This is a genomic window from Pseudomonas sp. McL0111 (assembly GCF_052567255.1).
In genome coordinates this window covers 5,598,784-5,617,339 of sequence record NZ_CP199585.1, presented here as the reverse complement: position 1 = coordinate 5,617,339, position 18,556 = coordinate 5,598,784, and the positions used below count along the sequence as shown (strand labels likewise).

The 18,556-nt window shown below is 59.1% G+C and carries 19 protein-coding genes; 9 read left to right on the top strand and 10 right to left on the bottom strand.

What is annotated here, in order from left to right; genetic code table 11:
• Nucleotides 1-107 precede the first annotated feature (107 nt).
• The gene (locus ACTWLJ_RS25490; RefSeq protein WP_445178963.1) at nt 108-980 is read left to right on the top strand and encodes a LysR family transcriptional regulator; all 873 of its coding nucleotides are present in this window, start codon (nt 108-110) and stop codon (nt 978-980) included.
• Between the two features lie 27 nt (nt 981-1,007).
• Here ACTWLJ_RS25490 and gudD read toward each other — a convergent pair whose 3' ends face one another.
• Complete coding sequence (gudD, locus tag ACTWLJ_RS25485; protein ID WP_445178962.1) at nt 1,008-2,351, bottom strand: glucarate dehydratase; 1,344 nt, start codon at nt 2,349-2,351, stop codon at nt 1,008-1,010.
• A gap of 24 nt (nt 2,352-2,375) precedes the next feature.
• Complete coding sequence (locus ACTWLJ_RS25480) at nt 2,376-3,722, bottom strand: MFS transporter (protein WP_445178961.1); 1,347 nt, start codon at nt 3,720-3,722, stop codon at nt 2,376-2,378.
• Between the two features lie 358 nt (nt 3,723-4,080).
• On the opposite strand from ACTWLJ_RS25480, the gene ACTWLJ_RS25475 reads away from it, so the two are divergent.
• Nucleotides 4,081-4,794, top strand: a complete 714-nt coding sequence (locus tag ACTWLJ_RS25475; RefSeq protein WP_401218235.1) for a FadR/GntR family transcriptional regulator — start codon at nt 4,081-4,083, stop codon at nt 4,792-4,794.
• Between the two features lie 355 nt (nt 4,795-5,149).
• Here the strand turns inward: ACTWLJ_RS25475 and ACTWLJ_RS25470 are convergent, their stop codons facing one another.
• A complete protein-coding gene (locus tag ACTWLJ_RS25470) occupies nt 5,150-6,052 on the bottom strand; it encodes a DMT family transporter (RefSeq protein ID WP_445178960.1) in 903 nt (300 codons plus the stop codon).
• A gap of 98 nt (nt 6,053-6,150) precedes the next feature.
• On the opposite strand from ACTWLJ_RS25470, the gene ACTWLJ_RS25465 reads away from it, so the two are divergent.
• Entirely contained in the window at nt 6,151-7,014 is an 864-nt protein-coding gene (locus ACTWLJ_RS25465) for a LysR family transcriptional regulator (protein WP_401218300.1), read from the top strand.
• Nucleotides 7,015-7,034: 20 nt separating this feature from the next.
• Here ACTWLJ_RS25465 and trhP read toward each other — a convergent pair whose 3' ends face one another.
• Nucleotides 7,035-8,372, bottom strand: a complete 1,338-nt coding sequence (trhP, locus tag ACTWLJ_RS25460) for a prephenate-dependent tRNA uridine(34) hydroxylase TrhP (RefSeq protein WP_445178959.1) — start codon at nt 8,370-8,372, stop codon at nt 7,035-7,037.
• A gap of 194 nt (nt 8,373-8,566) precedes the next feature.
• On the opposite strand from trhP, the gene ACTWLJ_RS25455 reads away from it, so the two are divergent.
• Together ACTWLJ_RS25455 and ACTWLJ_RS25450 are read left to right on the top strand one after the other, a co-directional pair.
• Complete coding sequence (locus ACTWLJ_RS25455) at nt 8,567-9,256, top strand: cysteine hydrolase family protein (protein WP_445178958.1); 690 nt, start codon at nt 8,567-8,569, stop codon at nt 9,254-9,256.
• A 101-nt stretch (nt 9,257-9,357) separates the two neighbouring features.
• Nucleotides 9,358-10,419, top strand: a complete 1,062-nt coding sequence (locus ACTWLJ_RS25450) for an AI-2E family transporter (protein WP_401218245.1) — start codon at nt 9,358-9,360, stop codon at nt 10,417-10,419.
• Here the strand turns inward: ACTWLJ_RS25450 and ACTWLJ_RS25445 are convergent.
• The 3 genes from ACTWLJ_RS25445 to ACTWLJ_RS25435 form a co-directional block, all read right to left on the bottom strand.
• Nucleotides 10,416-10,598 (bottom strand): hypothetical protein, encoded by a 183-nt coding sequence (locus ACTWLJ_RS25445; protein WP_401218248.1) that lies wholly within the window; start codon nt 10,596-10,598, stop codon nt 10,416-10,418. The two genes, ACTWLJ_RS25450 and ACTWLJ_RS25445, sit on opposite strands and share 4 nt — an antisense overlap.
• Before the next feature lie 103 nt (nt 10,599-10,701).
• Nucleotides 10,702-10,896, bottom strand: coding sequence for a hypothetical protein (locus ACTWLJ_RS25440; RefSeq protein WP_129391949.1), 195 nt, complete (start codon nt 10,894-10,896; stop codon nt 10,702-10,704).
• A gap of 250 nt (nt 10,897-11,146) precedes the next feature.
• Entirely contained in the window at nt 11,147-11,491 is a 345-nt protein-coding gene (locus ACTWLJ_RS25435) for a hypothetical protein (protein ID WP_445178957.1), read from the bottom strand.
• A 247-nt stretch (nt 11,492-11,738) separates the two neighbouring features.
• Between ACTWLJ_RS25435 and ACTWLJ_RS25430 the strand changes: the two genes are divergently transcribed.
• A complete protein-coding gene (locus ACTWLJ_RS25430; RefSeq protein ID WP_445178956.1) occupies nt 11,739-12,557 on the top strand; it encodes a shikimate 5-dehydrogenase in 819 nt (272 codons plus the stop codon).
• Nucleotides 12,558-12,766: 209 nt separating this feature from the next.
• On the top strand, nt 12,767-13,285 hold the full coding sequence (locus ACTWLJ_RS25425) for a cupin domain-containing protein (protein WP_445178955.1): 519 nt from the start codon (nt 12,767-12,769) through the stop codon (nt 13,283-13,285).
• A gap of 140 nt (nt 13,286-13,425) precedes the next feature.
• Here ACTWLJ_RS25425 and ACTWLJ_RS25420 read toward each other — a convergent pair whose 3' ends face one another.
• Nucleotides 13,426-14,073, bottom strand: a complete 648-nt coding sequence (locus tag ACTWLJ_RS25420) for a YceH family protein (protein ID WP_445178954.1) — start codon at nt 14,071-14,073, stop codon at nt 13,426-13,428.
• Between the two features lie 125 nt (nt 14,074-14,198).
• Between ACTWLJ_RS25420 and ACTWLJ_RS25415 the strand changes: the two genes are divergently transcribed.
• Entirely contained in the window at nt 14,199-14,708 is a 510-nt protein-coding gene (locus ACTWLJ_RS25415; RefSeq protein ID WP_445178953.1) for a DUF1993 domain-containing protein, read from the top strand.
• Between the two features lie 158 nt (nt 14,709-14,866).
• Here the strand turns inward: ACTWLJ_RS25415 and sstT are convergent, their stop codons facing one another.
• A complete protein-coding gene (sstT, locus tag ACTWLJ_RS25410) occupies nt 14,867-16,099 on the bottom strand; it encodes a serine/threonine transporter SstT (protein ID WP_445178952.1) in 1,233 nt (410 codons plus the stop codon).
• A 337-nt stretch (nt 16,100-16,436) separates the two neighbouring features.
• Between sstT and ACTWLJ_RS25405 the strand changes: the two genes are divergently transcribed.
• The gene (locus tag ACTWLJ_RS25405; protein WP_445178951.1) at nt 16,437-17,600 is read left to right on the top strand and encodes an MFS transporter; all 1,164 of its coding nucleotides are present in this window, start codon (nt 16,437-16,439) and stop codon (nt 17,598-17,600) included.
• On the opposite strand, the gene nhaR is transcribed toward ACTWLJ_RS25405, so the two are convergent.
• Nucleotides 17,595-18,494, bottom strand: coding sequence for a transcriptional activator NhaR (gene nhaR / locus ACTWLJ_RS25400; RefSeq protein WP_445178950.1), 900 nt, complete (start codon nt 18,492-18,494; stop codon nt 17,595-17,597). The two genes, ACTWLJ_RS25405 and nhaR, sit on opposite strands and share 6 nt — an antisense overlap.
• Nucleotides 18,495-18,556 lie beyond the last annotated feature (62 nt).

Genomic DNA, 18,556 nt, shown 5'->3' with positions numbered 1-18,556 from the left:
TTTTTTCCACTTGGCCGGCTGATCAGCGCGGCTAATTTAGGCAGTCCACTGTGGTTCGACAAACGACGATATCTCGGACCAGCCATTAGAAAAATTTGGGGCTTGGCATGATTCGACCACAATTGCCACTCAACGCACTGCGCGCTTTCGAAGCGTCGGCGCGTCATCTGAGTTTTACCCGCGCAGCGGTGGAGCTGTGTGTGACCCAGGCTGCCGTCAGCCATCAGGTAAAAAGCCTCGAAGCGCAACTCAGCGTAACCCTGTTCAAACGCCTGCCCCGTGGGCTGATGCTCACCAGCGAGGGCGAAACCCTGTTGCCGGTGCTGAGCACATCTTTCGATCATATCGCGCAAATTCTGGAACGCCTCGCGGGTGGGCAGTATCGCGAGATGTTGACGGTCGGCGCGGTGGGCACGTTCGCCGTGGGTTGGCTGTTGCCGAGGCTGGCGGAGTTCCGGGCGAAACATCCGCTCATAGATTTGCGGCTGTCGACCAACAACAACCGGGTGGATGTCGCCGCTGAGGGGCTGGATTATGCGATCCGCTTTGGCGCCGGGGCGTGGCATGGCATCGAGGCGACCCGTTTGCTTGAGGCGCCGCTGTCGGTTTTATGTGTGCCGGAAATCGCCCGGCAATTGCACAGTCCGGGGGATTTGCTGCAACAGACCTTGCTGCGCTCGTATCGCACCGATGAATGGCCGGAGTGGTTTCACGCCGCTGGTCTGGCGACCCATGCCGCGCCACCGCAAAGCATCGTCTTTGACTCGTCACTGGCGATGATGGAAGCGGCGTTGCAGGGCAGCGGTGTGGCGCTGGCGCCACCGTTGATGTTCGCTAGGCAACTGGCGGCAGACAGCATCCGCCAGCCCTTTGCGATTGAAATCACCACCGGCAGCTATTGGCTGACACGGTTGCAGTCCCGCCCGGAAACCTCGGCGATGGCTGCGTTCAAGGCCTGGCTGCTGCAAGCCTCGAACTGACCCGGCCGAATCGGTCGCCAGTCAGGTTCAGCGCACCAGGCAGGGCCGCTTGTTGTCGAACTTCCAGCCCGGGATCAGGAACTGCATCACCACGCTGTCATCCCGGGCGCCGAGCCCCATGCCTTTGTACAACTCGTGCGCCTTGGCCACCTGATCCAGATCCAGTTCGACGCCCAATCCCGACTTTTTCGGCACCTGCACGCAGCCGCCGACAATCTGCAATGGCGCTTTGGTCAGGCGCTGGCCGTCCTGCCAGATCCAGTGGGTGTCGATGGCGGTGATTTCGCCCGGCGCGGCGGCGGCCACATGGGTGAACATTGCCAGCGAGATATCGAAGTGGTTATTGGAGTGCGAGCCCCAGGTCAGGCCCCATTCGTGGCACATCTGCGCGACGCGGACCGAGCCCTGCATGGTCCAGAAATGCGGGTCGGCCAGCGGAATGTCCACTGATTGCAACTGGATCGCATGGCCCATTTCCCGCCAGTCGGTGGCAATCATGTTGGTGGCGGTTTTCAGTCCGGTGGCGCGACGAAACTCGGCCATCACTTCGCGACCCGAATAACCATTTTCCGCACCGCACGGGTCCTCGGCGTAAGCCAGCACATGATGCTGATCGCGGCATAGCCGGATCGCTTCTTTGAGTGACCACGCACCGTTCGGATCAAGGGTGATCCGCGCATCGGGAAAGCGCTCGGCCAGCGCGGTCACGGCTTCGATTTCCGCGTCACCGCTGAGCACGCCGCCCTTGAGTTTGAAATCCTTGAAGCCGTAGCGCGCATGGGCGGCTTCGGCCAGACGAACTACGGCGTCGGCGCTCATCGCTCGCTCATGGCGCACACGGAACCAGTCGTTGTCGGCGTCCGGCTCGCTGCGATAGGCGAGGTCGGTTTCGCGCTGGTCGCCGACGTAGAACAGATACCCGAGCATCTTCACTTCATCGCGTTGCTGACCCTCACCGAGCAGCGCCGCTACCGGTACGTCGAGGTGCTGGCCGAGCAGATCGAGCAGGGCGGCTTCCAGTCCGGTCACGGCGTGGATGGTGATGCGCAGATCGAAGGTTTGCAGACCACGGCCACCGGCATCGCGGTCGGCAAAGGTTTGGCGGACCTGATTGAGGATCTTCTGATAGGTGCCAATCGGGCTGCCGACCACCAGGCTGCGCGCATCTTCGATCGTTTGACGGATGCGTTCGCCACCGGGCACTTCACCGACGCCGGTGTGCCCGGCATTGTCCTTGAGGATGACGATGTTTCGGGTAAAAAAAGGCCCGTGAGCGCCGCTCAGGTTAAGCAGCATGCCGTCGTGACCGGCGACCGGTATCACTTGCATGTCGGTGATGATCGGGGCTTTGGCGGTGTCGTGTGCAGTCATTGTCATGATCCTTTCAAACGCAGTTCAGGCGTGTTTCGGCGTGGCATCGGCCACGGCGACATCAGGGGTGGTTTTTGGCGTGGTGCGGGCGAAGAACACGATGATCGCGGCGATGATCGACGTAGCGGCCAGACCATATAAGCCGCCCTGAATCGAACCGGTATTCTGTTCAAGCAAGCCGAACGTGGTTGGCGCAACGAAACCACCGAGGTTGCCCACTGAATTGATCAGCGCGATGACCGCCGCAGCGATGCGCGCATCCAGATACGCCTGTGGAATCGGCCAGAACAGCGACGACGCCGACTTGAAGCCCAGCGCCGCGAAGCAGATCGCGACGAAGGCGAAGATCGGACCGCCCGTGGTGGACATGAACATCCCCGCTGCGGCGATCAACAATGCGCTGGCTACCCACGCCTGTTGGTGTTTCCATTTCGCCGAGAACGTCGCGAAGGCATACATGCCGATGATCGACAGCAGCCAGGGAATCGAGTTGAACAAGCCGACCTGGAAGTCGCTCATGTCGCCCATTTTCTTGATGATGCTCGGCAGCCAGAACGTCGCGGCATAGATGGTCAACTGGATGAAGAAGTAGATCAGGCAGAACAGAATGATCTGGCGATCCTTGAGCAGTTTGCCCAGTGACGGCTTGATCGGTGTCGCGGCTTCGCGGGCCAGTTGTTCGGCGTCGATGGCATTGACCAGCGCATCTTGTTCGGCGCGGGTCAGCCACTTGGCGTCATGCGGTTTGGCGTCGAGCCAGAACCACACGAACACGCACAGGCTCACCGAAAACATGCCCTCGATGAAGTACATCCACTGCCAGCCATGCAGCCCCAGTCCTTCTATTTGCAGAAGCAGGCCGGACAGCGGGCCGGAGATCAGTGAAGCCACGGCCGAACCACTGAGGAAAATCGCAATGGCCTTGCCGCGCTCGGCGCCGGGCAGCCAGCGAGTGAAGTAGTAGATCACGCCTGGAAAGAAGCCCGCCTCGGCGACACCGAGCAGAAACCGCAGCACATAAAAGTGCGTTTCGTTCTGGATAAACGCCATGCTGGCCGCCACCAGACCCCAGGTCAGCATGATCCGGGTCAGCCAGATACGTGCACCGACTTTTTGCAAAAGGATATTGGAAGGGACTTCGAATAATGCATAACCGATGAAGAACAGACCGGCGCCGAAACCATAGGCGGCAGCACCGATGCCAAGGTCGTGTTCCATGTGTGTGCGGACGAAACCGATGTTCACCCGGTCAATGTAATTGACGATGAACATGATCACGAAGAGCGGCAGGATGTGGCGTTTTACTTTCGAGATGGCGGACGTCAGCGTCGAATCGACGCCTTCATTCATCCCAGCGATGGATGATTTCACTTGGTTTTCTCCCACTGATTATTTTTATGCGGGGCGTTGCTGATGCTGCGATGTTGATAGACATCATACAACTTGATTTTTTTGTCCTACAAGTGGAGAAGACCAATTATTTTTGGCGAGCGAAGTGGATTTTTATGCGTTTTTAGTTTTTTTGGCCAATGATTGCTAAGGTTTACTCGGTTGGTGATTCTGGTTTTGCGTTGAGAATCAGTCTTTCTAAACGCACATGAAGGTCGTTTTTGCACGTTTAGCCACCGGCTCATTGAGTGTTGTCATACAAGCTGGCGGCAAAATTTCAATCTGTGTCGAGACGGGCAGTGCTACGATCCGACAGCCCCCCGATCGCCGGACATTGACCATGCAAGAAGACCTCGACGCCCCCGCCCGCAAGCGCGCCCATAATCTGGCCCATGACCTGGTAGAGAAGCTGACCCAGAGCATCCTGCTCGGCCAGATGCTGCCTGGGGACAAGTTGCCGTCAGAAAACGCCATCGTTCAGGAGCACGGCGTCAGTCGCACAGTGGTGCGCGAGGCGATATCCAAATTGCAGGCCTCGGGCCTGGTGGAGACCCGCCATGGCATCGGTACTTTCGTCATTGAACGGGCGCCGGAGCAGGGCCTGCGGCTGAACGTCGATACGGCATTGGGGGTGCGCAGCATTCTGGAGTTGCGCATGGGGCTGGAAACGCAGGCAGCGGCATTGGCGGCCCTGCGGCGCAGTGAACAGCAACTGCTGCAGATGCGGCAGGCACTCGACGATTATCAAAGTCTGCTGGCGAACAACGACAGTTGCGTCGAAGCCGACCGGCGCTTTCACCTGCTGATCGCCGAAGCCACCGGCAACGTTTGTTTCAGCGAAATCATGCAGCATCTGGGCAGTGCGATGATTCCGCGAACCCGGGTCAATGCCGTTGAACGCGGGGCGGCAGATTTGAGCAAGCTGGGGCAGTTGGCGAACCTGGAGCATGAAGCGATCCTCAACGCGATCAAACGTCAGGACCCGGATGCAGCGCGGGCAGCGATGTGGTTGCACCTGACCAACAGTCGCGACCGGTTTTCCGCGCAGGGTTGAGTGCCGCTGGTCTGTTCGATGGCACGTCGTACAGGGCAATACTTCCAACCTGTACGACCTGGGCTTTCCGGGCCTTTTTCAAGAGGTGTGTCATGGCTGATGGCGGACGATGATGTGCCGCCGGCGGATGAGCCGACGCCGTTGTCGGATGATCGACGCTGAATATGAGTTGTCTGTGCTGGCCTCTTCGCGGGCAAGCCCGCTCCCACAGGAATCGCAATAACCCTGTGGGAGCGGGCTTGCCCGCGAAGACGGCATCAGCATCACTGCAGGCTGGCTCCCACAGGGGAATGCATTTCCAATGTGGGAGCCAGCCTGCTGGCGAAGACGGCATCAGCGTCACTGAATATCCGGATCAAACCCCAGCCGCCCGAACCAGCAAAACCCGGCGCTCCAGATTCAACGCCAGCACACTGATCAACACCACCGCCGCCCCCACCAGCACCAACAACGTAGGCCGCTCACCCAATCCCACCGAAGCAATCCCCATCGCCGTCGGCGGAATCAGATACAGCGTCATCGTCGCCCGGCTCAGATCCACATGCTTGAGCACAAATCCCCACGCCAGATAGGCGAGGGCGCTGGGAAACACGCCCAGCGCCAGCACCGCCCATTGCACCCGCAACGGCGCTTTTACAACCGCTTCACCCAGCCCCGGCAAATAAATCAGCAGCAACAACGTCCCCGACCACACCGCATAACACACCAGGCTCAAGCCGTCGTAGCGCTGGGCATGATGTTTTTGCAGCGCGAAGTAAATGCTCCACGACACTGCCGCCAGCAGGATCAACAGCGCATGCGCATCGAGATGACCGAGCCCACGGTCGCCGCTGACCACGATCACCACGCCGACCAACCCCAGCAGCACACAGCCCCAGCGCCAGACGCTGACCTGATCCTTGAACAGAAAACGCGCGAGTAATGTGCTGAACAGCGGCGTCGATTGCGCCAACACACTGGACGCCCCGGCACTGACACTTTGCTGGCCGATGTTCAGCGCAACGTGGTGCAGGCTGACCGCGAAGAATCCCAGCGCGAACAGCAGCGGCACATCACGCAGTCGTGGCAGGCGAATGCCGTTGAACGCGGCGATCACCGCCATGAACAACGACGCCAGGAGAAACCGCAGCAACGCCAGATGGCCTGGCTCATACGCTTGCAGGCCGATATGAATACCGGTCGGCGAATAGGCCCAGCAGCCGACGACGAACATCATGGCTAAAACGATTTTGGTGGGTGAGGCGGAGAGCGGCGGCATGGTCGGGCACCTGAGGCTTGATGCGCCGAGTATCGACAGCGGTATAGATCTCCACAACTGACTTATACTGCGCTGAATGTTCACTTTGAGTGATGAATATGGAGCTGGCGCAGATCCGCATGTTCAAGACCGTGGCCGACCTTGGCAGCATCGCCAAGGCCGCCGAAAAGCTGTTTTGCGTGCCGTCGAATATCACCGCACGCATCAAGGCGCTGGAGGCCGAACTGGGCGTGGCGTTGTTTCTACGCGAGGGACGCGGATTGCGGATCAGCCCGGCGGGGCAGACCTTTCTGGCCTATGCCGAGAAAATTCTGGCGCTGACGGCCGAAGCCAAACGCGCAGTCGATCCGGCCGCCGAACCGTCCGGTCCGCTGCGCATCGGCGCCATCGAATCTTCGGCCACCGGGCGTTTGCCACGCTTGCTGGCGAAGTTTCACAAGCGCTATCCGCGTGTCGCGCTGGAGCTGACAACGGGCACCTGGGGGCAGTTGCTTGATGACACGGTCAGTCATCGACTCGACGGCGCCATCGTCGCCGTGGATGTCGAACGTTCACAACTCAAGCGCACGCCGATGTATCGCGAAGAGTTGCTGCTGATTGCATCGACCTCGTTCGGGCCGGTGCGCGATATCAATGACTTGCAGGACAAAACCGTGTTCATGTGGCCGCAGGGTTGCCCGTATCGGGCGGCGCTGGAGCATTGGTTATTGCGTCAGGGGCAGGCGCTGCCGATTGTCAGTCTGGCCAGTTACGGGGCGATTGTCGGCTGCGTGAGTGCCGGGGCTGGCGTCGCGCTGGTGCCCAAAGGCGTGTATGAGCAGTACGCCAAAGGGGCCGGGTGTGTGGGGTATGAATTCCCGGAACTGACGGCGGTCGACAATTTGTTTTACTGGCATGAAAACGCCGGGGTGCACCCGGCGCGTGAGGCGTTTGTGGCGATGTTGCGTGAGGAGTTCGCCTGACCGCCGCAGCTCCTACTGGATTATGTGTGGCTCAAGTCACGCATCAGTAATCCGAAGCGCAGATCCACCGCATCCGGGATTGGCAGGTAAACGGTATGCCCATCCCCCGGGGCCACTTCGATTGCATCACCCTTGAGGTTCTGCAACTGATGCAGATCGAAGTGAAAGTTACCCTTGGGCGTCATCAGCTCCAGATGATCGCCCAAACCAAAGCGGTTCTTCACCTTGACCTCCGCCAGCCGATCACGACGTTCCCCGGTCAGCTCGCCAACAAACTGCTGACGCTCCGACACCGAGCTGCCGTGCTGATAATTCTGGTACTCGTCATGCACATGGCGTCGCAGAAAACCTTCGGTATAACCACGCTGGGCCAGGGATTCCAGATCCGTCATCAGGCTGCGATCAAACTCCCGTCCGGCCACCGCATCGTCAATCGCCCGCCGATACACCTGAGTGGTGCGCGCGCAATAGAAGTGTGATTTGGTGCGCCCCTCGATCTTCAATGAATGCACGCCCATTCGCGTAAGTCGCTCGACATGTTGCACGGCGCGCAGGTCTTTGGCGTTCATGATGTACGTGCCGTGCTCGTCTTCGAAGGCCGGCATCAACTCGTCCGGGCGATTGGCTTCCTGTAACAGGAACACCTGATCGGTGGGCGCGCCGAGCCCGAGGGTCGGCGTCGGTTCACAGGTTTGCACGATGTCGCCGAGCTGGTTTTCCGTGGCTGGTTGCGCCGAGTACTTCCAGCGGCAGGCGTTGGTGCAACTGCCCTGATTGGCGTCGCGTTTGTTCATGTAACCCGACAGCAGGCAGCGCCCGGAATACGCCATGCATAGCGCACCGTGGACGAACACCTCCAGTTCCATCGCTGGCACTTGCTGGCGAATCTCGGCGATTTCCTCCAGCGACAGTTCGCGCGAGAGGATGATTCGGCTCAGGCCCTGTTGCTGCCAGAACTCGACACTCGCCCAGTTGACCGTATTCGCCTGCACGGAAAGATGAATTGGAATCTGCGGAAAATGCCGACGCACCAGCATGATCAGGCCTGGATCGGACATGATCAGCGCATCCGGGGCCATCTCGATCACCGGCGCCAGATCCTTGAGGAAGGTCTTCAGTTTGGCGTTGTGCGGGGCGATGTTGACCACCACGTAGAAACGTTTGCCCTGCATCTGCGCCTCGCGAATGCCGAGCGCGAGGTTGGCATGGTCGAATTCGTTGTTGCGCACTCGCAGGCTGTATCGCGGCTGGCCGGCATAGACCGCATCGGCGCCGTAGGCGAAGGCGTAGCGCATGTTTTTCAGGGTGCCGGCGGGGGCGAGCAGTTCCGGTGCGGCGAGGGAAGGCGTGAGAGTCATGGCAGCGTCGGTCGCAAAAGCGCGGCAGGGTAGACCGGTTGCAAGCGGGGGTTATTGATCTGGATCTATGTTTGGGTTCAGGCGTTCGATCTGTGCAGAAACAGCACAGATCATGTGCTGCCGGCACTGTGTTCGATTGGGCGACACCTGCTTAAGATTTCCTCTATCTACTCAACTGAAAAAAGGAAATTCCCATGCAGCGTTTTACTCGTCGTTTTCTCTCCGCTTGTGCAATTTCCGGCGTCTTGGCCAGCACTGGCGCCATGGCCGACAACAGCCATCCAACCATTCGGGCGATGTCGGGGGCGACGCCAACCCAGCAACTGCCGGCCGGCAAATCCGCGCTGTTGGTGATCGATTTCCAGAATGAATACTTCACCGGCAAAATGCCGATCCCGGACGGTGCCGCTGCACTGGCGAAAACCCGTGAGCTGATCGCTTTTGCCGACAGCCACAAAATCCCGGTGTATCACGTCCAACATGTCGCGCCGGCCGGCTCTGCGGTGTTCGCGATTGATGGCGAAACCGTGAAATTCCACCCGGACATGCAACCGCGCACCAAGGACGTAGCGCTGCAAAAGACCACTGTCAGCGTGTTTGGCAGCACTGATCTGAACGAGCGCCTGAAGAAGTCTGGTATCGAGACGGTGATCATCTCGGGCCTGATGACTCACGCTTGCGTGGCCGGTGCTGCACGCGATGCAGCGCCGCTGGGATACAACGTGATTGTGGCGTCCGACGCCTCGGCAACCCGCGCCATCACTCGCGCCAACGGTACTTCCGTCGACAAGGACTCGCTGCATCAGTCCGCATTGGCTGAAGTCGAAGATACCTTTGGTGATGTGATGACCACCGCGCAAATCATCAAGCTGCCCGTGCGCTGAGTCATCGGCAACTATGCTCCATGAATAAAGATGGCACTCGTGCTCGCGCCGGTTGACTAAGCACCGGGGCGTGCACGACGCCTGACTGACATGGACCGGACATGAACGAAAAGAATCTGCAAAACAAATCCCTCGCCGTGCTGTTGCTGCTGGTGACGGTGGCCTTCATCTGGATTCTGCTGCCGTTCTACGGCGCGGTGTTCTGGGCGGTCATTCTGGGCATTCTGTTTGCGCCGATGCAGCGCCAGTTGCAGCAGCGATTTGGCTGGCAACGCAACCTGACGTCGCTGTGCACGTTGTTCATCTGTCTGGTGATCGCGATTTTGCCGGTGATCATCATCAGCGTGTTGTTGGTGCAGGAAGGCGCAACGCTGTACAAGAATATCGAAAGCGGTGATCTGGACATTGCCGCCTACGTGGCGCAGTTCAAACACAGCCTGCCGCCGTACTTTCAACACCTGCTCGACCGCTTCGGTATGGGCGAACTCAATGGCCTGCGCGAGAAAATCGTCAAGGCGTCAATGCAGGGCAGCCAGGTATTGGCGAGTCAGGCGTTCAGTTTTGGCCAGGGTACGTTCGAGTTTGTCGTCAGCTTCGGCATCATGCTGTACCTGCTGTTTTTCTTTCTGCGCGATGGCCCTGAACTGGTGCGCAAGATCCGCACCGCCGTGCCCTTGCAGGAGAATCACAAGCGTCGTCTGCAACTGAAATTCAACCGGGTAGTGCGCGCCACGGTCAAAGGCAATCTCGTGGTTGCGATCACGCAGGGCGCGCTGGGCGGGGCGATTTTCTGGTTTCTGGATATTCCGAGTGCGTTGCTCTGGGCGGTGGCGATGGCGTTTCTGTCGCTGTTGCCAGCAGTGGGGGCGGGGATTGTCTGGGCGCCGGTGGCGGCGTACTTTCTGCTCAGCGGGATGATCTGGCAGGGCGTGGTGCTGGGGTTGTTCGGGGTATTTGTGATCGGCCTGGTGGATAACGTGCTGCGACCGATTCTGGTCGGCAAGGACACGCGAATGCCGGATTACATGATTCTGATCTCGACCCTGGGTGGCCTGGCCGTCTTTGGCTTGAACGGCTTTGTGATCGGGCCGTTGATTGCCGCGCTGTTCATGTCGAGCTGGGCATTGTTCATCGAGAACAAGCCGAAAGTGCAACTGCCTTAAGCGCGGAAAGGGTTGCTGACGATTTTTTCCGACAGGGCCTGAGCGGCTGGCAGTGAAGTGAGCGGGCCGCTGATCGGCTCGCCATCGCGCATCAGATACCAGCAGGCGAGCAAGCCCGATGCTCTGAGTGAAGCGGGAACAGCGCTGCCGATTACCGACATGATTTGAACCTGAGCCATGACACGTACCTCCATCAATCTATGGGGGTACCTTAGGGGCTCGACGGTTTTACCGACAATCAACGCTTTCGATAGTGGTCATTGACGCCAGTGAGGTCTGGCCTCAATCCACCACTTGATCGAGCATGTGCATCACTTCGCGCTCATTGAGCAGCCCTTTGTGCACCAGATTTTCCGCCAGCAGCGAAAGAAGCTTGGCGCAGCGATGGCCCTCAAGGTGCTTGAGTTCAGTCAAAGCGCTGTACACCTTGCTTGAGGTGCACAGACCGACGATGCGGTGCGGGTTTTGTGTTGGCATACATTCGTCCTTGTTGTTATCGACCTGTTGTTTGCGGACGGCCCAAGCTTGCGGCCCCGAGATGACATAAATATGACCGTATTCCGCAAAAAAGACGGAAGGGTTTACGTCAATCTTGACGATTCTAGCCGCCAGCGTAGTCCCGATAGCGACCTCGGCGAGATTTATTCATACACCCCGAAACGAAAACAGGCCCCGCCTTGCGGCGGAGCCTGTTTCATTTACAGCCCGGAAGCTATGGACGTCGGCCTTAGTAACGAGGCTGAACGTAATAGCCTGGTGGCTGGTAATAAACCGGTGGAGGTGGTGGCTGGTAGTAGACCGGTGGCGGAGCGTAGACCGGTTGCGGTTGCACATAGACCGGTTGCTGCACGTAAACCGTGCGCGGTGAGGACATCACCGAACCCGCTACCACTGCGCCCAACACGGCGCCGACCGCGGCAGGGCCTACCCATCCGGCGTGACCGCCGCCCCAGCAGCAACCGCCGCCATGGCCATAGCCACCACCGTGATAATAGTAACCACCGGCTTGCGCCTGTCCGGCAACAGCCAATGCACCGATCAGCAAAGCTAAGACAGGAAGTTTACGGATCATGATAATTCCTCGTTGTTCAACCCAGCGCTTGAATCTGCAAATAGACCCAAGGATTATCGCGGGGATACTTCTAAGACAGCGTCGTTTTGAAAATCAGCACAGCCGTTAGGTAAAGTTTGTGTAAGGGTCTGTACCCGTTTGCTTACAGTCACCTAACGCCTGTTGCAGACACTTCGATATGATCGAACAGAACGGGTGCCGTGCGTCATCCCGTCCATCTGAAAGTGCGTTTGAAGGAGAAAGTTTCATGCAGATGAACCCCAACAAAGACACCCAATTGTGTATGTCCCTGTCCGGGCGTCCCGGGAACTTCGGTCTGCGGTTTCATAACCATTTGTACGAGCAGTTGGGGCTGAATTTCTACTACAAGGCTTTCAGCAGCCAGGATTTGCCGGGCGCCGTGGGCGGGATTCGCGCACTGGGCATACGCGGTTGCGGCGTGTCGATGCCGTTCAAGGAAGCGAGTATTGCGCTGGTCGATGAGCTGGATGCGTCGGCGGCGGCGATTCAGTCGATTAATACCATCGTCAACACCGACGGCCATCTCAAGGCCTACAACACCGATTACATCGCCATCGCCCAATTGCTGGAAACCCACGCGGTGCCCAAGGAATCGACGTTCGCCCTGCGTGGCAGCGGCGGCATGGCCAAAGCGGTGGCCAGTGCCTTGCGGGATGGCGGTTATAAAAACGGCTTGATCGTTGCCCGAAACGAGCGTGCAGGGCGGGCGCTGGCGGATTCGCTGGGTTATCGCTGGCAGGCCGAGATGGGCGACGAGCGTCCGCAGATGTTGATCAATGTCACGCCGGTCGGGATGGACGGCGGGCCGGAGGCGGGTCAACTGGCATTTGACGCTGAGATGATCAAATCGGCTGAGACCGTGTTCGATGTGGTGGCGATTCCCTCGGAAACGCCGCTGATCGTGCGCGGTCGGGCTGAAGGCAAACGAGTGATTACCGGGCTTGAGGTGATTGCGATTCAGGCGCTGGAGCAGTTTGTGTTGTACACCGGGGTGCGCCCGACGGTTGAGCAGTTTGAGGCGGCGGTGGGTTTTGCCCGTAGCTGATCCGGATTTGTGCTGATGGGGCGGGCCCCTTCGCGAGCAGGCTCGCTCCCACAGTTGATTTCTGTGATGCACAAATAAGGTGTACAGCGAAGATCCCCTGTGGGAGCTAGCCTGCTAGCGAATGCCGCGCCTCGGTTTCAAAGCGTGTTTGCCTATACTGAATCCCCAGCAAGCACAGACTTGCCCATTACAAAAAAGCCGAGGTTTGCATGCATCCGCCCATTCTCAACCTGCACCAGGTCGAACTCGAACCGCTGCCCGAAGCTCTCGCCCCCGAAGGCGAAACCGCCGGACGATATCAGCAGAGCATGGCCCGAGTCGGCCAGCAACTGGGCGCGCAGAAGCTCGGCTACCGTTTATATGCGCTGCCACCGGGCATGCGCGGCAGCCCGTTTCACAGTCATCGGGTCAATGAAGAGATGTTTTTCGTGGTGGCCGGGGAGGGCGAGGTTCGGCTTGGCGCCGAGCGTTTCCCGATCCGTGCTGGCGATGTGATCGCCTGCCCGCCGGGTGGCCCGGAAACTGCGCATCAGATCATCAATACCAGTGACGCAGAGTTGCGTTATCTGGCGGTCAGCACCCAGCAGCAGCCGGACATCTGTGAATATCCTGATTCGAACAAATATGCGGTGATGGACAACTTCAAGATCGATGCCGAGGGCAATGCGTCAGGTTTCGTTGCCGTGGCACGGCAAGCGGATGGCGTGGATTACTGGGATGGTGAATAGTGTTGGAAATCCCCAAGCTGCCGCAGACCCTGTGGGAGCGGGCTTGCCCGCGATGAGGCCGGTACACCCGACACATATTTAGCGGTAAAACCATCGCAATCGCGGGCAAGCCCGCTCCCACAGTTATCGCGTGCGCTTGATTATTCGAGGCGCGACAAGCGCTCTTCCAGTGCCGCAATCCGCGCTTCCAGCTCTTCGATCCGCTCGACCGACACCGCGCCGCCCGCACTGCGTTCCTGAGGATTTTGCCGCGCGGCCATAATCACCTCGATATCCGCCGGATCGCCCAGCGCATGGGTATAGCGATCTTCGCGCTGGCCAGATTGACGCGGAATCAGCACCGCCAGACCCCGGGCAATCAGGCGTTCGAGCTGATGCACTACCTGTTCGGCGTCTTCAAACTCGTGCATGCGCCCGCTGCGGGTCAGCAGTTCATTGACGGTTTGCGGACCGCGCAGAAACATCAAGCCTGAAAGAATCACCTGCGCCGGAACCAGTTCGAGCGCCTTGTCGACCTTGTGCTCCCAGCGGTCGGCACGACTCCCCATTACCAGTTTGGCGAAACCGCGACCTTCAAGCGCCCGCAGGCTCTGGCCGACCTGGCCCTGGGTCAGGTTCATCACCGGTTCGCGGCTGGTTTTCTGGTTGCAGGCCAGCACCAGTGCGTTGAGGGTCAAAGGATAGGATTCGGGGCTGGTGGCCTGTTTTTCGATCAGCGAACCCAGAATGCGGATTTCCGTGGCATTGAGCCGTGGTTCGTCAAAGCTGGTTTCTTGTTCGGTGGTCATCGCGCGTTTCCTTTGCAGTCGAAGGCGCCTAGCCTAATCCTTGCTGTATAAAAGACAAGCCGCAGCGCGCGCGGGCACGGCTATAATCGCCCCACGATTCAATCCCGCCACCACACGAGACTGCCATGACCATTTCCCTGCACGCTGCATCCGTCCCGGTTTTCCAGCAAATGCTCAACGCTTTGAGCAACGTGCTGAAAAAGGCTGAAGCCCACGCCACCGAGAAAAACATCGACCCGAACGCTTTCCTGCAAGCCCGTCTGTACCCGGACATGTTCCCGCTGGTGCGCCAGGTGCAGATCGCCGTTGACTTCGCCAAAGGCGTTTCCGCGCGTCTGGCCGAAGTCGAACTGCCGAAGTATGAGGACAGCGAAACCACCTTCGCCGAGCTGCAAGCCCTGATTGCCAAGGTTCTGGCGTTTATCGGCGAGATCAAGCCAGAGCAGATCAATGGCAAGGAAGGCATCGAAATCATCACCCGTCAGGGCACGCCGAAAGAGAAGCGCTTCACTGGCCAGGCTTACCTGCTGACCTACGGCCTGCCGCAGTTCTTCTTCCACGTTACGACTGCTTACGATCTGCTGCGTCATAACGGCGTTGAAGTGGGCAAGCGCGATTACATGGGCGCGTTCTAAACACCCAGCCACAAAAAAGCCCGCCAAGGTTTGCGCCTTGGCGGGCTTTTTATTGCCCTTTGTAGGAGTGAGCCTGCTCGCGATTGCGGACTGTCAGCCAACATATTGTTTGATGTCATGCCTCATCGCGAGCAGGCTCACTCCTACAGGGGATGCTTTCAGGCAGTACGCTGAGCCTTCTCTTCTTCACCCAGGCAAGCCGCCGCAGTAAACAGCACGTCGGTCGACGAGTTCAGCGCAGTCTCCGCCGAATCCTGCAACACGCCAATGATGAAACCCACCGCAACCACTTGCATGGCGATTTCACTCGGAATGCCAAACAGGCTGCACGCCAGTGGAATCAGCAACAACGAACCACCGGCCACGCCCGAGGCGCCGCAAGCGCAGATCGCCGCTACCAGACTCAGCAGAATGGCGGTCGGAATGTCTACGGCAATACCCAAGGTATGCACGGCAGCCAGGGTCAGTACGGTGATGGTGATCGCCGCGCCAGCCATGTTGATGGTCGCACCCAGCGGGATCGATACCGAATACGTGTCTTCATGCAGGCCCAGGCGCTTGCTCAATTCCAGGTTGACCGGAATGTTCGCCGCCGAACTGCGGGTGAAGAATGCAGTGATGCCGCTTTCACGCAGGCACTGGAGGGTCAGCGGATAAGGGTTGCGACGCAGCTTCCAGAACACGATCAGCGGGTTCATCACCAGCGCCACAAACAGCATGCAGCCGAGCAGCACCATCAACAGGTGTGCATAACCGATCAGTGCGCCGAAACCGGAAGTGGCGAGGGTCGAGGCGACCAGGCCGAAAATCCCCAACGGCGCAAACCGAATCACCAGACGCACGATCACTGTCACGCCGTTGGACAGGTCGCCAAGCACTTCGCGGGTGGTGTCGCCAGCATGGCGAATCGCAACGCCCATGCCGATCGCCCAAGCGAGAATGCCGATGAAGTTGGCGTTCATCAGCGCGCTGACCGGGTTATCAACCACGCTCAACAGCAAGCTTTGCAGCACTTCACCGATACCGCCGGGTGCCGTCACCGCGACGTTGTCGGTGGACAGCACCAACACAGACGGGAACATCATGCTGGCAACCACCGCCACTGCCGCGGCACTGAAAGTGCCCAGCAGGTACAGGAACAGAATCGGGCGGATGTGGGTTTCCTGACCGTGCTTGTGGTTGGCAATCGAGGCCATCACCAACACGAACACCAGAATCGGTGCCACGGCTTTCAACGCCGAAACGAAGACCTTGCCGATGAACGCGGTGGACTTGGCCAGCTCGGGGGCCACCAGGGCCAGTACGATACCGGCAATCAGGCCGAACACGATCTGCGTGACCAGGCTCAGGCTTTTCAGGCGTTGCAATAGAGAAGGGGATGAAGCAGTCATAACGGCATCTCTGATTTTTTATAGGGTGCAAGGTTGCGTAAAACCTGTGGCAAATCGAGGGCAGACCACAGCTACGAACCCAAGGGGCTGGCGCGAAATCAACGCCAGTGAACAGGCCGTTGAATAGGCTGTACGTTTTTCAGGGCGCGGACTTTAGCACAGCGTGGGCCTCGTCCTTCAGGCATGTGACGATCTGCCACCTGATTGGTCTTCGAGATAGACAGCTTTGTGCAAGTCAGCTCGGAAACACTCTGTTAAGATTCTCCATCCTCATTTTCAAGTTCTGCCGGCGGGCCTTCGGGTCAACGCTGGTGTCGTCGTTTTGCTGGAGTTCCCCATGCTGTTGCCCATTCTTCTGTTGTCTGCCGCCGGATTTACGGTGCTGACCACGGAATTCGTTATCGTCGGCCTGTTGCCGGCGATTGCCCGTGATCTTGAAGTGACCATCCCGCAGGCTGGCCTGCTGGTGACTCTATTCGCTTTCACCGTGGCGATGTTCGGCCCATTCTTGACCGCATATTTCGCCCGCTTCGAGCGCCGCAAACTGTTTATCAGCATCCTGATCATGTTTGGCCTGGCCAACACGGTGGCGATGCTGGCGCCGAATATCTGGGTGATGGCGATCGCCCGGCTGATTCCGGCGCTCGGTCTGCCGGTGTTCTGGGCCTTGGCCAGTGAGACTGCCGTGGACATCGTCGGCCCGGACTACGCCGGGCGCGCCATCGCCAAGATCGGCTTCGGAATTGTCTGCGCCACGGTGTTTGGCATCCCGGTCGGCACGCTGATTTCCGATGCGTTCGGCTGGCGCAGCGCCTTTGGCATTCTCGCGGTCATCGCGTTCGCCAAGGCGCTGTTGCTGTTTGTTTATCTGCCGAAAACCGATCTGCACCAGCATCAGGTCAGCTTCCGTTCGCAATTCAAGATCCTGCGCAGCCCGCTGATGCTCGGCCATATACTGCTGTCGATTCTGGTGTTCAGCGGCATGTTTACCGCTTACACCTATCTGGCGGACATTCTTGAGCGCCTCGCCGGTTTCAACGGCACCGTGGTCGGCTGGTGCCTGATGGGCTTCGGCGCGGTCGGCTTGATCGGCAACTCTTTGGGTGGTCGCGCAGTTGACCGGCATCCGCTGGGGGCGTCGGTGTTGTTCTGTGCGTTCATGATTGCCGGCATGGTGTCGCTGGTGCCGAACATTCATTCGCCGGTAGGGCTGGCAATGGCGATGGGGATCTGGGGTGTGACTCAGGCCGCGTTGTTCCTGGTCAGCCATGTGCGCCTGATGAAAGCCGCGCCGGAAGCGCCGGCCTTCGCCGCCTCGCTGAATATCGCCGGGGCCAACCTCGGGATCGGCCTTGGCGCGATGGTTGGCGGTCGGGTAATCGACAGCGCGGGTCTGGGCTTCCTCGGTTTCGCCGCTGCCGGGTTCATCCTGCTGTCGGTGTTCCTCGCCATGGTGCTGATGACGCTCAAGCCGCGTGACGTTTGCGCAGAAGCTTCATAACGCGGTAAACAATTCGCGTCGGGCACCTTCGGTAATCGCAACGATGCCGGGGTGCTTGACCTTGCGCTCCACCGAAATGGCATAGAACGACTCGGTCACCGCGTCGGTCTGGCCAATCAGCTCGACGCCGTACTGGCGCTTCACTTCTTCGGCAATCACGCTCGGGCCGATAAAAATCCCGCTCCCCGACTGACCAAACGCCTGCATCAAGGCGCTGTCATCGAACTCGCCGACGATTTTCGGCTGGATTTGCTGCTCGGCAAACCAGCGCTGCAAACGGCTGCGCACCACGGTTTCCGCACCGGGAATCAGCAATGGCGCGCCATGCAGGCTGCGCGGGAAGTCCTGACCGTATCGGGCCGCGAGTTCGGCGGTGGCAAAGAAGCTGATCCCGCATTCGCCGAGTTTCTGGCTATAGCCTTTAATGTCCAGGTGCGAGGGCATCGGGCTGTCGGAAATCACCAGATCCAGACGCTGAATCGCCAGATCCGCCAGCAATCGTTCGAGTTTGTCTTCGCGGCAGGTGATGCGCAGTGGCTCGCTCAGTTCCATGGTCGGTGCGATCAGCCGATAGACGATGGACTTGGGCACCACGTCCGCCACGCCGACGCGAAACAGAATCTGCTGTTCATTGGGTTGCGCGCGCAACATCAGTTCCAGCTCGCCGCCCAGCTGAAACATCTGTTCGGCGTAGGGCAGGGCCTGACGCCCGGCTTCGGTGAGTTCAAGTTGTCGGCCAACCCGTCGAAACAACTCTATGCCGTAGGTTTGTTCCAGCAGGGAAATCTGCCCGCTGATGGTCTGCGGCGTCAGGTTCAGTTGCTCGCAGGCGCGGACAATGCTGCCGGTCTTGGCTACCACCCAGAAGTAATGCAGTTGTCGGTAATTGAGCATGGACGTCTACAGTTCGTTAAAACCGAAGTATAGACGCTAAAAATACGAATTTTCCTGAAGTG

Coding starts and splice junctions, on each gene's coding strand:
- gudD (WP_445178962.1), bottom strand. CDS start 2,351: ATGACTGCACACGACACCGCCAAAGCCCCGATCATCACCGACATGCAA.
- trhP (WP_445178959.1), bottom strand. CDS start 8,372: ATGACTCTCACGCCTTCCCTCGCCGCACCGGAACTGCTCGCCCCCGCC.
- ACTWLJ_RS25435 (WP_445178957.1), bottom strand. CDS start 11,491: ATGATCCGTAAACTTCCTGTCTTAGCTTTGCTGATCGGTGCATTGGCT.
- ACTWLJ_RS25440 (WP_129391949.1), bottom strand. CDS start 10,896: ATGCCAACACAAAACCCGCACCGCATCGTCGGTCTGTGCACCTCAAGC.
- ACTWLJ_RS25450 (WP_401218245.1), top strand. CDS start 9,358: ATGAACGAAAAGAATCTGCAAAACAAATCCCTCGCCGTGCTGTTGCTG.
- sstT (WP_445178952.1), bottom strand. CDS start 16,099: ATGACTGCTTCATCCCCTTCTCTATTGCAACGCCTGAAAAGCCTGAGC.
- ACTWLJ_RS25490 (WP_445178963.1), top strand. CDS start 108: ATGATTCGACCACAATTGCCACTCAACGCACTGCGCGCTTTCGAAGCG.
- ACTWLJ_RS25405 (WP_445178951.1), top strand. CDS start 16,437: ATGCTGTTGCCCATTCTTCTGTTGTCTGCCGCCGGATTTACGGTGCTG.
- ACTWLJ_RS25470 (WP_445178960.1), bottom strand. CDS start 6,052: ATGCCGCCGCTCTCCGCCTCACCCACCAAAATCGTTTTAGCCATGATG.
- nhaR (WP_445178950.1), bottom strand. CDS start 18,494: ATGCTCAATTACCGACAACTGCATTACTTCTGGGTGGTAGCCAAGACC.
- ACTWLJ_RS25465 (WP_401218300.1), top strand. CDS start 6,151: ATGGAGCTGGCGCAGATCCGCATGTTCAAGACCGTGGCCGACCTTGGC.
- ACTWLJ_RS25420 (WP_445178954.1), bottom strand. CDS start 14,073: ATGACCACCGAACAAGAAACCAGCTTTGACGAACCACGGCTCAATGCC.
- ACTWLJ_RS25425 (WP_445178955.1), top strand. CDS start 12,767: ATGCATCCGCCCATTCTCAACCTGCACCAGGTCGAACTCGAACCGCTG.
- ACTWLJ_RS25430 (WP_445178956.1), top strand. CDS start 11,739: ATGCAGATGAACCCCAACAAAGACACCCAATTGTGTATGTCCCTGTCC.
- ACTWLJ_RS25445 (WP_401218248.1), bottom strand. CDS start 10,598: ATGGCTCAGGTTCAAATCATGTCGGTAATCGGCAGCGCTGTTCCCGCT.
- ACTWLJ_RS25455 (WP_445178958.1), top strand. CDS start 8,567: ATGCAGCGTTTTACTCGTCGTTTTCTCTCCGCTTGTGCAATTTCCGGC.
- ACTWLJ_RS25415 (WP_445178953.1), top strand. CDS start 14,199: ATGACCATTTCCCTGCACGCTGCATCCGTCCCGGTTTTCCAGCAAATG.
- ACTWLJ_RS25475 (WP_401218235.1), top strand. CDS start 4,081: ATGCAAGAAGACCTCGACGCCCCCGCCCGCAAGCGCGCCCATAATCTG.